Source organism: Chryseolinea sp. T2 (genome assembly GCF_037203685.1).
GTDB lineage: Bacteria > Bacteroidota > Bacteroidia > Cytophagales > Cyclobacteriaceae > Chryseolinea.
Genome location: NZ_JBBCAU010000003.1, coordinates 347891 through 364138 on the forward strand (window position 1 = coordinate 347891; position 16248 = coordinate 364138).

Here is a 16248-nt window from a genome sequence, read left to right on the forward strand (position 1 = left end):
TAGATGGCTGGAATTCATTAGTTGCATATACGGTGGTATTGTCGTTGTGATAGATGACTATACGCGATTCCTTTTCAGCAAAACAGAAAGCTCTTTTATGCGCTCTGCGTATTTGGGATCCTTTGCCAGGTTATTAAATTCCCCCGGATCGGATTCGTGATCATACAGTTCAACACCAGCTTTCCCCTCATCCCATTCGGTATATCGCCATCTTTCAGTTCGGACGCTTCTTCCCATCAGGGTATTTCGACGCACTTGTGTATAAGCGGGTTTGTCCCACGCTGATTTGGGGTCTTCCAAAAGTTTGACAAGGCTCTTACCTTCCAGCCCATCTGCCTTAAGTTGTGTTAGCTCTGCAAGTGTTGGATAAATATCAAGAAGCTCAACGGTGCGCGCCGATGATGCTCTTGTCTTATAACCAGGCGCCACAACTATGAATGGTACGCGTGCTGAGTTTTCAAACAGGCTCTGTTTCATCCATTGTCCGTGCTGACCCAGGTTGTAGCCGTGGTCGCTCCAAAGAACAATGATCGTTTTATCTGTGAGCTTCAGTCTGTCCAGAGCATCAAGTACGCGACCGACCTGTGCATCCATGAAACTAATTGACGCATAGTATGCACGTTGTGCATTGCGGCGATCGCTTTCACTTACACCCCAATGAGGTGGCTTGGTAAACAGTGCCGCTTCCGGTACGTCGTCCAAATCATTTGGCTTTTCCTCTGCAAGTTTGATCCTTTCAGCGGGATAAAGATCGAAATACTTTGATGGTGCAACGTACGGTGTATGCGGGCGATAAAAACCAACCGCGAGAAAGAAGGGTTCATCTTTGCGTTGTTCCAGGATTTTAATTGCCTCTGTTGCAACTTTGCCGTCGGTCTGTTCCTCATCCGGAGTATTTTCTATTCGCCATGAAAGTGCACTTCCGAGACCACGATCGGGTGTCACGTTTGTGATGGAGGCTTCATCGACTTTGTCGTGTCCGATAGGATTGATACGTTGACTCCACGAGACGGAATCATCAAGACCGTTTGTTCCAATCTGTCCGGGCACGCCATAATGATAGATCTTTCCAACACGGGCACTGTGATATCCGTTATTCTTAAACAATTGCGGAAGGGTAACAACGTCTGGAAGATTCTTTCTAAAGTGCGTTTGCAGTTCGTAGATTCCGGTTACATCGGGACGCCTGCCGGTTAGCAGCGACGATCTGCTGGGACTACACAACGGAAATTGCGTATAGGCACGATCGAAGCGGACACCGCGTGTGGCCAGCCGATCGATGTTTGGCGACTTAACGACTGTGCTACCATAACAACCCAAATCATTGTTGAGATCGTCGACGGCAATGAAGAGGACATTCAATTTTTGTTCTTTTTTCTGTGCATGGGCATCAAAAGACAAAAGCAAAATCGACCCTGCGATCACAAGTTGAGAAAGGCCTCTGGAAATGTGTGTGACAATTTTCATAGTTAGATTTGTAGTACTCAGTTTGTGCCCGCAGGCAGTGACGGTTTAGCATAGGTAATAGTAACTTTTCTCAATTTGCCAGTAAAGGCAAACGGGACAGTGTACCGATCGGAAACTGCTACACGCTGATCTCTGCCAACGTCAGTTCCATCTATGAGATTGTTATTAGTGATCGACGCCTGCCCCTTTGGTATTTTGCGCTCGCCCACTTTTGTTCCATTTATCCTTAGCAGCTCGGTCCCCGCAAACCCTTCGTTCGGCGACAGATAATACTGAAGTTCTATTGTCTGCTTGCCGGCCTTGATTCTTTCAACCGATTCTAAGTGGGCAATGGTCCCGTTAACTTTGTGGGCTAATTGCAATATACCATCCTTAATAAAAAGACTTATTCCAGAGGACTCTCCGCCAATGGCAAAGAGTACACCCTGTTCGTCTCCCCGAAGGTCGACTTCAGTAGTAACTAAAAAGCTTCTTCCATCATACAATGGACTGTTAACCCCTACTAAATTATCGACGCCAGGAAACAATGTAACTACTGGCGACTTTCCATATATCGTGCGACCGGCGGGCATATCATGAGCAGTGAAATCCTTCAATGGATAGACATTATATTTACGGGCCTCTACATCAAAAACGGCCTGCAGCTCGTTCAACTTCTCAGGAAATTTTGCAGCCAGATTATTGCGTTCATTAAAGTCGTCATTCAGATTGTATAGTTCCCAAACATCCTGTGAGAAGTCAACCTTGCTGCCATCAGGCGCAACCTCGGACGCGGCAATATTTACACCACCACCTCCCCTATTCCCATCGATGGCATGGGCAGTACTCGCCTTCCATCCGTCCTTGTAGATGGAACGAGCGCCGGCAATCTCATAGTACTGCGTAGTATGACGAGAGGCAACGTTCTTGTCCTTCACAGTATACGCAAGGCTTGTTCCCTCAATGGGTTCCTGCTTGTACCCATTGATCGCCTGAGGCACCAGTCCATTGACTAATTCTAACGTTGTAGGCAGCACATCTATTACGTGTCCGTATTGATGACGAACCTCTCCTCTTGCCGCGATAACTTTGGGATAAGACAGAATCATGGGATTGCGAGTTCCACCTTCGGAGTTTGCATCGGTTTTCCAGTATCGAAACGGAGTATTACAAGCCATAGCCCAGCCAATAGGGTAATCGTTGTTAACCGACTGATCAAGCTCAGGGTCTGCATGTACCTTCAACAAGGCATCAATCCTTGCTTCACCCTTTAGTTGATTATCGATATCCGCTGCACCATTCACACCGCCACCTTTGCTCGCTCCATTGTCACCCAGTACCAGCACAATTAATGTATTATCAAGCTGACCAATGAGATCGAGATAGTTTGCTATCCTGCCTATCTCATAGTCGGTGTAAGAATAAAAGGCAGCGTATACTTCCATGAAGTGAGCATATACTTTCTTCTCCTTTTCAGACAACGTCGCCCACTCCTTTACATTCGGATTGCGCTCGGGTAACACGGCATTTGCCGGAATTATACCTGCTTTCCTTTGACGATCGATGACCTGTTCACGATACTTGTCCCATCCCATGTCGAACTTTCCCTTATACTTTGCTATCCACTCTTTCGATACCTGATGTGGAGAATGCGTTGCGCCCGGAGCGAAGTAAAGGAAGAATGGCTTATTGGGGTCGCCCGATTTCTGATTGGCTATATATTTGATCGCTTTATCAGCCAACAACTCGTTGACGTGCTTCTTATTTGGTTCAATGTCAAGCTTAGTTTGGTCTTCCCACAACTCGGGATGCCATTGATCGGTAGCACCTGGATGAAAACCATAGAAATGATCAAAGCCTCTGCCAGTAGGCCAACGGTTAAACGGTCCTGAAGGTCCGTTTTCTGTTACTGGTGTAAGGTGCCACTTACCCAGGGCAAATGTATTGTACCCGTTCTCTCTAAGAATCTCCGCGACAGTGGCTTTTTCAAACGGCATGCGTGTATCGTAGCCGGGGAAATCAATTGCGGCTGGTGTTAACAACCCGACGTGGACCGAGTGATGATTTCTGCCAGTGAGCAGTGCGGCTCTTGTTGGTGAACAGATTGCAGTCGTATGAAAATTTGTGAACCGGATTCCACGATTGGCAATTTTTTCAATGTTCGGTGTCTCCACCAAGCCACCAAATGCACTTGTGGCTCCAAAACCGGCATCATCAATGAGGATCCACAGCACATTTGGCGCTCCTTCCGACGCCTCCTTGTTATAATTGATGTGATATGGAATAGACTCCCTTAATGTATTCCCTGTCTTTCCTTTCCAATCTTGCCGTGGACTGTGCTGGGCACTTGCGTTAAGGGCGATGGAGATCATGCAAATCGCGCTGATATATCTGCTATTCATGGTGGATAATGTTTGACATTCAGAATTAAGTATCGGTCTGTTGGAAGTGAACGATTTCATAACAGTATTAATGTTAATCCAATGGGCGGCTTACTCTGCATAGCTCGATCGCATTTTCACGCCCCAACGTCCGTTTTCCTTAGTAAGGATATAGAGCGATTCGTATATACCGATCTTCTGACCACTTGCATTGAACCTGGAGAATTGTGTATCTACATGAACTTTATCAGCCGAAACATGTATGATATTTCTGTGCTCCCATTTACTGTGATGCCATCCCGTTTTGTGAAGTGCTGTAAATACCACGGAAGAGTCTCGCAATCCAGCCCTCTCCAGGACAAACATCTTACCGCTGGCAAGTCGATAATGCGGGAAGTGATATGTGTCTTCCCAGCCTTGAAGGTCGCGCGCATTGAACGTGTTCATATAGTTATCAAGTGACTTCATGATTGCTGCCTTTGTGATGGCGTCGATTTCATGCGAACCATGATCTACCAATGAAGTATTACTGGTCAAATTACTGCTGCCAATGAAACTTCCGGCAAATGAGAATAGTGCGATCACTAAAAGTGATTGATGCAATCGCATAGTCTTATCGCATTTCAAGTGAAGAGCCTGCACCTTTTCGCAACTCCAATGTTAGCTTGCTGATCGCTCCATTGAATGTGAAAGGCACCTGATATAAAGATGAAACGGTTGCGAGATCATCTAATCGGGGCGCACAAATAACAGTCGTATGAAAAATAATGTAGCGTAGGAATGCGTATATAGTTAGATGACGTAGTTTCATTGTGATTAACGTTTAGCCTGTTGTTCCTGACGCTTCCGTTGTTCGGCAAAACGCTGAGCTGCATACTCAATATCGATCAGCGGATAGATATTGTATTTTGCCGCCTCGGCATCAAATAGTGCCTTGAGTTCCTTAAGCTTTTCAGGATTCTTGGCTGCAAGGTTATTCAATTCATTGAAGTCCTCTTCAATGTGATAGAGTTCCCATACATCTTTGTCAGGATCACCGTCAAGATTCGGCCTTGTCTCACCGGCAAAGGTGAATAACTCAAGCGAATTCGGATGATGAGCAGCTCCAGCCTTCCAGCCGTCTTTGTAGATGGAACGATTGCCAAATATGGTATAGTACTGCTGCGTATGCCTTGAAGGTGCGGACTTATGGCTGAACGCATATGCAAGGCTTGTACCGTGTAATGGTTCCTGATTGATATTCTTTATCTGCTTTGGCTGATCAATTCCCGTAAGCTCAAGGACTGTCGGATACAGATCAATCAAATGACCATATTGATTGCGTACTCCTCCCTTCTCAGTAGCTCCTTTTGGGTAGTAAACAATCAAAGGATTGTGGGTTGCTCCTTCAGCATTTGCATCGCTCTTCCAAAGACGAAACGGCGTATTCGTAGCCTGCGCCCAGCCCAGGGGATAGTTTGCCACCTGAGCTACTTCCTTTGTCCCGATTTTATCGTATTCGCTCAGCATGAATTTCTTGTATTCCGCACGGGTAAGGCTTTCACCACCAAAGCGAATAGTTTTAGTGGTAACGCCGTACTCAAGTCCTTCCTTGCTGCCGCCATTGTCGCCAATCATGACAAACACTGCAGTATTTTCCAGTTGCCCTGTGCTTCTAAGGTGGCGTATCAAACGACCGATCTCGTGATCAGTATATTCGAGAAATCCAGCATACACCTCCATGAAGCGCGCATACAAATGTCGTTCGTCCGTGGGCAGGTCTTTCCAGGCCTTAAGAAAAGGATCACGGGCAGGTAGCTTAGCCGTCGCAGGTATTACACCAAGCTTCTTTTGATTGGCAAAAGTCTTTTCCCTGTACACATCCCATCCTTCATCGAACTTGCCTTTGTATTTATCACTCCACTCCTTGTCAACCTGATGGGGTGCATGTCCGGCGCCCGTAGCAAAGTACAGGAAGAAAGGTTTGTTGGGTGCGAGCTTTTGTTGTGTCGCCAGATAACTAATGGCTTTGTCAGCAAGAAGTTTGTTCAAGTGGCTTCCGTCAGGAGCAACGTGTTTATTATCCTCTACAAGGTCAGGTTTGTATTGGTCTGTTGCACCTCCAAGGAATCCAAAATTATGATCGAACCCTTTGCCTGACGGCCATCGTTCAAAGGGTCCCAGGTCAGTATTCTCATCATCAGGAGTAAGATGCCATTTTCCAAGCTGATATGTTGAATAACCGTTCTCCTGGAGTACTTGTGCGATCGTTCCAGTGTTTGGCTGCAGGTGCCCGTTGTAGCCGGGATAGTCTGCCGACAAATAATAATGTGGAAACAACCCCATGCCTACTGAGTGGTGGTTTCTACCGGTGAGCAATGCAGCCCGTGTAGGAGAGCAGATCCCTGCCGTATGGAAATTAGTAAAACGCAATCCGAGATTGGCTAATGAATCCAGTACCGGTGTTTGAATTAATCCGCCGAATGCGCTAGTGGCACCGAATCCAACGTCGTCGAGCAATATCCATAGTATGTTTGGAGATCCCGCTTTCGCTGTTTTAGCGTATGTTGCTTTGACAGGAGTTGTAGTCTTCCACGACTTTGACGGTTGCGCGAATGCCGCAAGCACCGGAGTCAGCAGAAAGAAGAGGCTAATTCTGAGGGCAGTTTTCATGTGAGTTGTTAATAATATTCAATAAGGATCTTTGTAAGGTCACCATTGAAAGGAAAGGGAACCTTGTAACGGTTTGATACAGCAGTATTTCGATCGCTACCGACATCGATAACGCCACCTAATCCTGATTCGTAAGTTCCTTTGATTTGCAAATGCTGACATAGTCACTCCTTAGTTGGTAAGAACTGAACCTGTGCTCAAAGGTGTCAAAGGCGCTTCGTTGCCTGCATGCAACGGCTTGGCTACTTCGAGCTCATCCGCCACCATGGGTCCATTCGCAGCAAGTTCGCTACCCTCCTTTGATGACTTAAACAACGGCCAGGCAAACTGGGCGTACCATTCTTCATGATGATAGTGTGCAATACCGTACGCGCTTGGATACTTTCTCGTTATAATGCCCGTCCCGAAAACGACATCCCAAAGGAAAAACATGTTGCCAAAGTTTCCTTTGTAATGTCCGATACCATCGTCGTTACTGGAAGCGTGATGAGCATGGTGCGTCGCAGGAGTGGATATCAGTCGCTCCAATACCCAGGCAATCGGATGGAGCCATTTCTTCTCATAAAATGGCTTATCCCAGGGAATGCTTGAATGGGCCAAAGTTGTGATTAATGACTTGATCCCTTTTGCAAACAAGGCAGGATAACCCAATCCGATATAGACCAGTGCTGTCGTGAGATAAGTTTGAGAAAAGAACAACGTGTAAATGATGTTCTGACGGCTGGCCATTGCCATGCCCATATAAGGTGCAGAGTGATGTGTCCGATGGAAGCGCCATAAGAACGGCACTTCATGATGAAGTCTGTGATACCAGTATTGGGTGAGGTCATCAGCGACACAGATGATCAGAAAACCCCACCAAAAGGGGACCCACTCGAACGCGCCCTTAAACTCCGGCAAGGCGATTGGCAGAAACTTTAATCCAAAATAGGCAACCAACGGCCGCACTACCAGCTTTGGAACGGTATAGCAAACTATGTCCAGTATGCGTTCATTTTTGTCCCAGTGCTTCTTGTATAGTCCCAATGAGAACTCAATGACACCCAGCACCAGAACCAGGGTGGGTAATCCCCATGTGCTTAAGTTTTGAAATACAGATTCGAGGATCTTGATCATGGTTTATATGGTCAGGTGTGACAGATTGATTTTAAAGTCCAGATGTTTCCTTACGCGCAAACACAATTGTTATTTCGGCGGGTGAGCCGCCTGCTCCGTTTTTTTCGTTTGCCATGGACGTTCGCCACGTATATAAAAAACAAGAAACATCACGAGCACAGGTAAGGCATAAATCAGCAGACTGATAAAAGCATTTCTTACAATTCTCCGAATGATCCTGGGTTCCATTTTCATGGCTTGACTGGTTTAGTTGTTATTTGAGTTTGCACCTCTCCAGATCCAAGCACCCGCTGCGTGATCCATAGCCCCCCGAGAATGATCAGGAATGGAATGACAGCGACGATGATGCCGATCAGAATCTTCTTAACAAGCAGTATGACGTCTGATAGAGAAAGCATCGTGACAGTTAAGTTTATATTGTGGTTGGTTTCCGGATATCGAATGTTCCTGTAAGCTTTACGATGGTCATCTCGTCACTTGCTTCCGAGCGTGAGCTGCGGGCTCAGGCTGTTTTCAACAATTATCTTCTTCAATTTGCCGGTGAAGGGATACGTCCCCTTGTATTTGTCAGAGACCTGAGTAACCAAATCGCTTCCTACACTGATCTCATCAGTATTTCGGATATTTGCCTGCGCTTTTACGATCGGGGCTTCTGCAACTTTCTGATCGTTGACGTACAATGCCTGCGTGCCTGCCTCGTCAGCAAGGTCTTTTGCCTCCTTGTAGCTGACAACATATTTTAGAGTAACTGGTCCGGTTGGCAAAGTCTTCGATACAATTGTCGATGTCTTCCATCCTACGTTGTTCGTGACCTGGAACTTTCCTTCTTTTACAAAGAGGCTAACGCCGCTAAATCTACCGCCAATAGCAAACAAGACTCCTTCGGCACCCTTCGATAGATCCGCTTCTGCAGTGATTGTGTATGATTTCAATGGAACAATCGGTGAAGCTATACCCGATAGCTGCTTAACTTCAGGATAGAATTCCAACCTTGTATTGTTGTTACCTACATAGAGCTTGGTGTAGTCAAGTTGCTTTTCGGTACCATCCTTCAACGGATAGATATTAAACTTCGCAGCTTCTGAATCAAAGAGCTCCTGTAGTTCCTTCAATTTCTCCGGATGCTTTGCTGAAAGATCAAATCGTTCATTAAAGTCCTCGTTAAGATTGTACAGCTCCCATCGATCCTTTGCAAATTCTTCACCCTTCTTGTGAAGAGTGCCTGCCTTCCATCCATCTTTGTAAATGGAACGTGATCCCATTATCTCATAGTGTTGAACGACGTGACGTGAGGGCGCTTGTTGATTGTTGATGCTATAAGCAAGGCTGGTGCCCTCTATAGGCTCCTGGCGGTAGCCATTTACTATTGTCGGAACTTTCGCATGCACCAGCTCAACCGTAGTTGGGAGTATATCAATCAAATGGGTGTATTGGGAGCGAATTCCGCCGGGATCCTTTATTCCTTTAGGATAAAAAACAATAAGCGGATTGCGTGTTCCTCCTTCCGAGTTTGCGTCTTGTTTCCATTGCTTGAATGGTGTATTCGCGGCCATTGCCCAACCCAGTGGATAGTTCGGCCTTGATGCTTCAGTGCCAATCAGATCAATATCCTCAAGATTCTTCTCAAGTCTTTGCGCATCCGTCCATGTAGGATCATTTCGATTAAGTATTCCCACAAACGTTCCTTCCTTGCTGGCACCATTATCACCGACGGATACAAAGATCAAAGTATTATCAAGTTGGTTGATCTTTCGAAGATGGTTGACAACACGACCGATCTCGTAGTCAGTATGCGATACGAAGCCGGCATACACTTCCATGAATCTGGCAAACAGTTTCTGTTCATTCAAAGACAATGAATCCCATGGCTTGATTCCAGCATTTCTGGGAGGAAGAACTGTTCCCTTCGGTACAACTCCAAGTTTGATCTGCTCTGCAAGAACAGCCTCGCGGTACTTATCCCAACCACCGTCGAATTTCCCCTTATATCTTTCAGACCATTGTTTTGCAACCTGATGTGGTGAGTGTCCCGCACCCGGCGCATAGTAGAGGAAGAATGGCTTTGCCGGATCGATCGACTTTTGCTCGGCGATGTATTCAATCGCTTTGTCTGTTATCCGCGTGGTAAAGTGCTTACCATCGGCAGGTGGCTCAACTTTACGCGTATCCTCCCAGGTGAGAGGATGCCATTGGTCTGTTGCGCCGCCGAGAAATCCATAGTAGTGATCAAATCCGCGACCAGTAGGCCACCGGTTAAACGGACCGATTGCAGTACCATCAGAGGGTGGCGTAAGGTGCCACTTTCCAACTGCGTAAGTATTGTAACCATTTTCTCGAAGTATCTCCGCAATAGTAGCCTTTTCGAAAGGCATATAACCATCATATCCGGGAGCACCGACGGCGGTGTTAGGAAAAAGACCCATGTGCACCGAATGAGAATTACGTCCCGTCAGCAAAGCTGCCCGTGTAGGCGAGCAGATTGCTGTCGTATGAAAGTTCGTGTAGCGAAGACCGTGATTGGCAAGACTGTCAAGCGTCGGTGTTTTGATCAGTCCGCCGAATGTGCTAATAGCGCCATATCCAACGTCATCAAGCAAGATCCACACAACGTTTGGGGCACCCGCTGTATGCTTGCTACGGTCCTGCCACCATTGTTGAGTTCCTGCGAGATCTTTTCCAACAGTACCCTGATACGTTTGCACAGGGTCGTATTGAGCTCTCAACGTCTGAGGCGACAATGCCAAACCAATTACTGCGGCAGCCCAGAGTGATGATTTGACGGCCACCCTTTGAAGTGTTGTTTTTCTGTTTATTCGAATGTTATCAGTTTTCATAGTGAGGGAATTCTTTATTCTATTTCCACAAATCATTCTGTACTAAGAGCGGATTGTTGTCTAGCTCAATCTGAGGAATAGGGAACCAACGGTTTCTATCGACAGCATTAGTTTTACCGGCTGCATGGAGCTTTTCCACAAAAGATGGATTGCCCGCTGCGTTACGTTGACGAATCAGATCAAACCATCGCTGATACTCGTACACTAATTCAAGTTCGCGATCGAGGTACAAAGAATCTCGGAACTGGTCTTGTGTCAAGCCACGGGTAAGGTCTGGAAGCCCCGCGCGATTACGAATACGATTCAGTGACTTATAGGCTTTGTCGGTTGGGCCATTTAGCTCATTTTCCGCTTCAGCGTGAATAAGAAGGAGCTCAGCATATCGGAGAAGAGTAACATTCGTTGCTGCTTCAGAAGGAATAGCTGTAAATGCCGAAGGATCATAGGTCTTGAAGAAGTACGGCGTCGAATCGCCAGGATAAGCCGGATTGGCAATCGGTGCGCCAAACTTTGCGCCAGTGCGCGGATTGACAAATAGAGTAGCAAATGTAACCTTGCGACGCTTGTCATTCTTCTTGAACAATTTGTAAACGCTGAACGACTTGTCAGCTCCTTTTGTGTAGAAGTTTACCTGATCTGCATAGTTGCCGATAATACCAAAGCTTGACGGGAATCGTGGAAGTGTTCTGGGAAAGTCGTTTCTACCCTGCGACTGGAAATTCGACATATACTGTGCTGAGAAGATGTGCTCTTCGTTATTCTTGAAGGCTGGTAAGAATACGTCAGCATAGTTCCTTCTAAGGTTATAGTTGTATACACCGGTTCCGCCATCAATTGGCGAAAGCACCTGTTCTGCGAGAGCAACTGCATCCTGGTAATGCGACTGTATTCTAAGAGGAAATGAAGCTTGGGTAAGATAAACCTTAGCGAGCAAAGCCTTCGCAGCGCCGGCAGTAGCCCTTCCGATATCACCACCACTATAGGAACTAGGAAGGACCGCCGCAGCCTCCTGCAGATCTTTCTCAATTTGCGCATATATCTCTGTTGCCGCCGACTTCGCTACATAATAGTCCTGCGCCTTAACATAGTTCTGATTCTCGGTAATCAGAGGAACGTCACCCCACAACCGAACAATGTTAAAATAGATAAATGCGCGATTAAACTTTGCTTCTCCAATGTAGCGCGCCTGCAGAGCTGTGCTGCTACCAAAATCTATCAACGGAATCTTTTCGATGGCGACATTGGCTCTCTTGATCCCCGCATAGTGTTGCTGCCAGTTCTCATAAAAGGTTCTGTTTGTCGATGAATGATTGTGAACGGAAAGCGAACGAACATCGGGGTTAGTAGCACCTGGGCCTGGATATTGCTCATCGGTAGCAAACTCCATACCTACTTGCAGGAGTGAGTTGTATGCTGTCTGACCTGATCCGTTAGGACCTCCACCATTGTAGAAGAAGTAGGTGGCGTTAACAGCTGTTAGAGCATCAGAAGGCGTCTTGTAATACTGATCTTCTGAAATCGTGGACTTAGGCTCCTCTGCAAGAAAGTCTGCGCACGACACAGCAACCACAACAACGAATGCAAGTGCAAAGGGAGTAAATATTTTCTTCATAAAATTCAATTCTTAAATGTTTTACTGTTCAAATGCCTTGATCTCTTAGAAGGTCAGCTGAACACCGCCCTGAATAGACTTGTTGTTCGGATACACACCGTTGTCGACACCACGGTTAATCAGCGCTTGTCCTGCATTACTTGCTTCAGGATCGTAGCCCGTGTAATCTGTCCATGTCCAATAGTTTTGCGCCGAAACATATATGCGCAATGATTTGATGAACGCCTTTGAAAGAACTGACTCAGGAATCCGGTAACCAAAGGAGACATTTTTAAGGCGTACGTAAGAGGCATCTTCTATAAAACGATCTGATACTGTAATCGCAGGATCCTGGTAGGCAGCTTTCACATCTGTATCGGTAAACCCGGGATCATCCGGACCTCGTGTGCCAGGCACACGGTAAGCATACTTAGCAGCATCCGATGCATTACCTGCACCGTTGTTCAGCTCGAGCTGTGCTCTGTTCTGGTTGTAAAGCTTTCCACCGAACGAACCCTGAAAGAATACCGAAAGGTCGAAGCCCTTATAGGAAAAGGTATTTGTAAGGCCGAGGTTGACACCAGGTTGATTAGCAATAACGATCCGGTCTCCTGCCTGTGTTATTACTCCATCTCCGTCCTGATCTATATACTTTTGCGCCCCTACTCCTTTAAACGCCTGTGGTGTTAATGCACTCGATCCTTCCTCTCCCGGCTGTATCAGCCCGTCTGTCTGATAAACAATGAACGAGCCCAACGGTTTGCCTACTTCAATTACAGAGGGTGCATTGGTGTTGGGTACTATCCGCGTAATACCATTTCCGAGGTCCAGGATCCTGTTTGTGTTCTGAGAAAAAACGAAGATGGTATTCCATTTAAATTCCCCCGCAAGATTTTGCGTATTGATACCGAGTTCCCAACCCTTGTTTTCTACCTCGCCGAGGTTCTGATAAACTGCTGCCTGCTGTCCGGAGTTTACGTTTCCTCCAACGGCAAGGCCAGACGTACCAGGAACAATTGCACTAAGAAGCAAATCACTCGTTCGTTTGTAATAGTAGTCAAATACCAGGTCCACACGGTTGTTAAACAAACCGATGTCAGCACCAATATCAACCTGGAAGGTTTTCTCCCAGCCAAGTCCAGGATTAGGTACGTTACTTGGCGCATAACCCGACACCGTTTGGTTATTAAAATTGTATCGGTAATAGCTTAACTGTGAAAGAGACGAGTATGGGGGAATAGATTGGTTACCGGTTATCCCCACGCTTCCACGAAGCTTCAGCAAACTAATAGCATTGACCTGCTTGAGAAATTCCTCCTCGTGAATATTCCAACCTACTGCTGCTGACGGAAAGTAACCCCACTTGTTGCTGGAACCGAAACGGGAAGAACCGTCGGAACGAATAGTTAACGTAAGTAAATATTTTTCAAGCAGACTATAGTTTACGCGGCCAAGCCATGAAGCCAACGACCATTGCGTGTAAGAACTGCCTGGAGAACTTGGAGTAACAGCAACACCAAGGTTGTTATATTCAAAGAAGTCAGACGAGAAATTCGTAGCACCTGCAGTAACGCCATCAGAGGTGGAACGCTGTGCTGTAAATCCACCCAGTACATTGAGACTATGAATATTGTTGAACGTCTTCGACCATGTGAGGGTGTTTTCGTTCAACCAGTTTACGGTGTTCAAAGAACCAATCTGTGCAATACCCTTGGATGCCAAACCCTCCTGAGTTGAGTTGGGCAGATATCTGTTTTGCTTGTTAATGAGTACATCCGTTCCGAACAATACTTTTGCGATCAGCCCTTCGGCGAGTTTATAATCGACAGAAATATTGGCTAGTAAGCGCTTGGTGTTTGTATCGTTGGTTTGATTGTATAATGAGTTGATGGGGTTTGCCAATGCCTGGTCGAGACCCGAGACCACGAGGAAGGTTCCATCATTCTTATATATAGGGACGGATGCCGGTGACTGTAACAAGTTGGGGACAATAGCGTCCGGCCCGACCTGAGCGTCCATGCTGCTTGCGTTCACATATGACTGAAGGCGAAAACGATCGTTGAACTGATGATCTATGTTAAACCGCGCAGCATATCGATTGAATCCGGTCTCTCTGATGACACCTTCCTGCTTAAAATAGTTGAAGCCGAACGCGACTTTAGTTCTGTCCGTTCCTGAATAAATGGAAATACTGTGGCTTTGAATAGCCGCTTGCTTGAACGCAGCGCCCTGCCAGTCAGTTCCTACGCCAGCAGTATCCAGAGTATAACCACCTGACTCGGCTGCTGCGAGATATGCCTTGTTAGCAGACTTCAGGTTGGCGACGGCAGTTGCACTGGTATTAAACGCTGCGTCCTTCCGGAGTTGCCACCACTCCCCTGCTGTTGCTAATGGCAACGTTCTGATTACCTCCTGCACGCCATAGTATCCATCATAGTGAATTGAGGACTCACCCTCCTTACCCTTTTTGGTCGTAATCAGAATCACACCATTCGCTCCGCGAGATCCATAGATAGCAGTGGCTGAAGCATCTTTCAGAACATCTACAGATTCAATATCTGCGGAGTTAATGGATGACATCGGATTGATCTTCGGTCCATTTGTGATGCCGGCATCAGCAATACTATAATCATTATTGATTGGGAAACCGTCGATCACATACAAAGGATCACTGGATGCAGTGATAGAATTACTTCCCCGGATCTGCACGCTTACCCCACCGCCTGGTTGACCTGAAGTTTGAGTAACAATTGCGCCTGGGATAGCACCTTGCAACAAGCGTTCAACAGAAGCAACCGGCTGTGCCTTAAGTTCAGTGGGAATGGAAGCTACCGAGCCCGTTATGTCGCGGCGTTTAATCTCTCCATATCCTATGACAACAACTTCATCAAGTACGTTATCAGACTTAAGGGCTACTTCAATAACTTCATCACTCAATTCATATACTTCTACGTCCTGAGTCTTGAAACCCACAGAGTTAACGACCAGGGTGATCGGCAGCTCTCCTGCTGGTTTGACCGAAAAGTTTCCATCGACGTCCGCAACGGTTCCACTATTAGTTCCTTTAACAAGAATCGTGGCCCCCGGCAGTGGCCCTCCCGCGTCGTCTTTAATTACGCCGCGAATAACTTCCTGTCCAAACACGGCAATAGAGGACAACGTCAATATAATGACGGGTATAAATTTTCTCATGTAATAGATTTATTAGGGTGGTGGCGCTGATTAATTAACTGCTACGTCAAACTTTGCTTTCTCGGCCTGAAGGCGCTTAGGGTCAAGCTTGAGGAATCCGAAACCTTCAAGGGTCTCCTGCCCATTGCTGGCGACCCATTGCAGAAACTTCAGCGCTTCTTCGTTTGTGCTATTCTTGGCAATTGAAAGATGTAGGAACTCGACTGGGATATTTTTGATCTGACCACTTTCGATCTTATCGAGAACGGTATCAAGGGTTCCATAGAAACGCTCGTCGTCGGAAACTTTTCCATTACCATCAGCATCTACAGGAATAATCTTGAGTCCTGCGAGCGGTTGCCTGGTTTTGAGATCGAAGAGCAAGCCGGGCACGTTATAGGATATTCCGGTGCTGTCCTTAAGCAAGGCTTTTACAAGATGTTCATCAGCACCAGCGATAGCCTTGCCTTTGATGTTTGTCTGCTCATATCCGAAATACTTTGCAAATGTGATTGGAGCACCCGCCTTTTGGAGACGGGTGTAAATGGTAAACTGAGATTTGATTTCCTTCTGCTTCTTTTTATCCGCGTAGATGTCGTTGAAATAGATCTGCTTGATCAATTCATTTGTCAGACCCTTCTCACCAAACTCAGATGCAAATGCCGATTGCGCATTTGCTACTGGTAGCAACGCATAGCGGCCGATATAAAGAAATTCTCTTGACTCTTTGATGTTCGCATCCTGATCAAACGCTTCTATCAGGAGGTCATACTTGGCAGGATCTGTTGTCGTCCTGGTCTCAATGACAACATTCACATCCGGGTTCACAACCTTATACGCCTCGATCCACTTCTCAACGAGAGGATATGAAAAGCGAACACCGGTGATGACCACCTTCTTCTCCGCATTCTGAGCAGAAGACGTTATGGCTGTTAGAAAATATATTGTAAGTATTGAAATGAAAGATTTCATGGTATGAATTCAGCAATAAATGAGCAGTAAAATATTTTGAGATGGGTGGCCACGGAATGCACCTAAGTTTGCAGACATACCACCA

The 16248-nt window shown here is 46.4% G+C and carries 10 protein-coding genes; all 10 read right to left on the bottom strand.

Translation table 11 applies throughout. From position 1 onward, the window contains the following. Positions 1–57: 57 nt before the first annotated feature. Entirely contained in the window at positions 58–1467 is a 1410-nt protein-coding gene (locus tag WBG78_RS11245) for a sulfatase (protein ID WP_337326522.1), read from the bottom strand. Between the two features lie 17 nt (positions 1468–1484). Next, positions 1485–3848, bottom strand: coding sequence for an arylsulfatase (locus WBG78_RS11250; RefSeq protein ID WP_337326523.1), 2364 nt, complete (start codon positions 3846–3848; stop codon positions 1485–1487). 90 nt (positions 3849–3938) lie between these two features. Beyond that, on the bottom strand, positions 3939–4412 hold the full coding sequence (locus WBG78_RS11255; RefSeq protein ID WP_337326524.1) for a hypothetical protein: 474 nt from the start codon (positions 4410–4412) through the stop codon (positions 3939–3941). A 231-nt stretch (positions 4413–4643) separates the two neighbouring features. Continuing rightward, positions 4644–6479 carry an arylsulfatase gene (locus WBG78_RS11260; RefSeq protein ID WP_337326525.1) on the bottom strand — a complete coding sequence of 612 codons (1836 nt, stop codon included), beginning with the start codon at positions 6477–6479 and terminating at the stop codon, positions 4644–4646. A gap of 171 nt (positions 6480–6650) precedes the next feature. Beyond that, a complete protein-coding gene (locus WBG78_RS11265) occupies positions 6651–7595 on the bottom strand; it encodes a sterol desaturase family protein (protein ID WP_337326526.1) in 945 nt (314 codons plus the stop codon). 230 nt (positions 7596–7825) lie between these two features. After that, positions 7826–7993 carry a hypothetical protein gene (locus WBG78_RS11270; RefSeq protein ID WP_337326527.1) on the bottom strand — a complete coding sequence of 56 codons (168 nt, stop codon included), beginning with the start codon at positions 7991–7993 and terminating at the stop codon, positions 7826–7828. Between the two features lie 75 nt (positions 7994–8068). Next, complete coding sequence (locus tag WBG78_RS11275) at positions 8069–10429, bottom strand: arylsulfatase (RefSeq protein ID WP_337326528.1); 2361 nt, start codon at positions 10427–10429, stop codon at positions 8069–8071. A gap of 19 nt (positions 10430–10448) precedes the next feature. Beyond that, a complete protein-coding gene (locus tag WBG78_RS11280) occupies positions 10449–12041 on the bottom strand; it encodes a RagB/SusD family nutrient uptake outer membrane protein (protein ID WP_337326529.1) in 1593 nt (530 codons plus the stop codon). A 45-nt stretch (positions 12042–12086) separates the two neighbouring features. Beyond that, the gene (locus WBG78_RS11285; RefSeq protein WP_337326530.1) at positions 12087–15212 is read right to left on the bottom strand and encodes a SusC/RagA family TonB-linked outer membrane protein; all 3126 of its coding nucleotides are present in this window, start codon (positions 15210–15212) and stop codon (positions 12087–12089) included. A 30-nt stretch (positions 15213–15242) separates the two neighbouring features. Continuing rightward, the gene (locus WBG78_RS11290; RefSeq protein ID WP_337326531.1) at positions 15243–16163 is read right to left on the bottom strand and encodes a hypothetical protein; all 921 of its coding nucleotides are present in this window, start codon (positions 16161–16163) and stop codon (positions 15243–15245) included. Positions 16164–16248 lie beyond the last annotated feature (85 nt).

Excerpts from the sequence above, each read along its gene's own strand:
- WBG78_RS11245 (WP_337326522.1), bottom strand. The coding sequence starts at position 1,467 with ATGAAAATTGTCACACACATTTCCAGAGGCCTTTCTCAACTTGTGATC.
- WBG78_RS11250 (WP_337326523.1), bottom strand. The coding sequence starts at position 3,848 with ATGAATAGCAGATATATCAGCGCGATTTGCATGATCTCCATCGCCCTT.
- WBG78_RS11260 (WP_337326525.1), bottom strand. The coding sequence starts at position 6,479 with ATGAAAACTGCCCTCAGAATTAGCCTCTTCTTTCTGCTGACTCCGGTG.
- WBG78_RS11265 (WP_337326526.1), bottom strand. The coding sequence starts at position 7,595 with ATGATCAAGATCCTCGAATCTGTATTTCAAAACTTAAGCACATGGGGA.
- WBG78_RS11270 (WP_337326527.1), bottom strand. The coding sequence starts at position 7,993 with ATGCTTTCTCTATCAGACGTCATACTGCTTGTTAAGAAGATTCTGATC.
- WBG78_RS11275 (WP_337326528.1), bottom strand. The coding sequence starts at position 10,429 with ATGAAAACTGATAACATTCGAATAAACAGAAAAACAACACTTCAAAGG.
- WBG78_RS11280 (WP_337326529.1), bottom strand. The coding sequence starts at position 12,041 with ATGAAGAAAATATTTACTCCCTTTGCACTTGCATTCGTTGTTGTGGTT.
- WBG78_RS11285 (WP_337326530.1), bottom strand. The coding sequence starts at position 15,212 with ATGAGAAAATTTATACCCGTCATTATATTGACGTTGTCCTCTATTGCC.
- WBG78_RS11290 (WP_337326531.1), bottom strand. The coding sequence starts at position 16,163 with ATGAAATCTTTCATTTCAATACTTACAATATATTTTCTAACAGCCATA.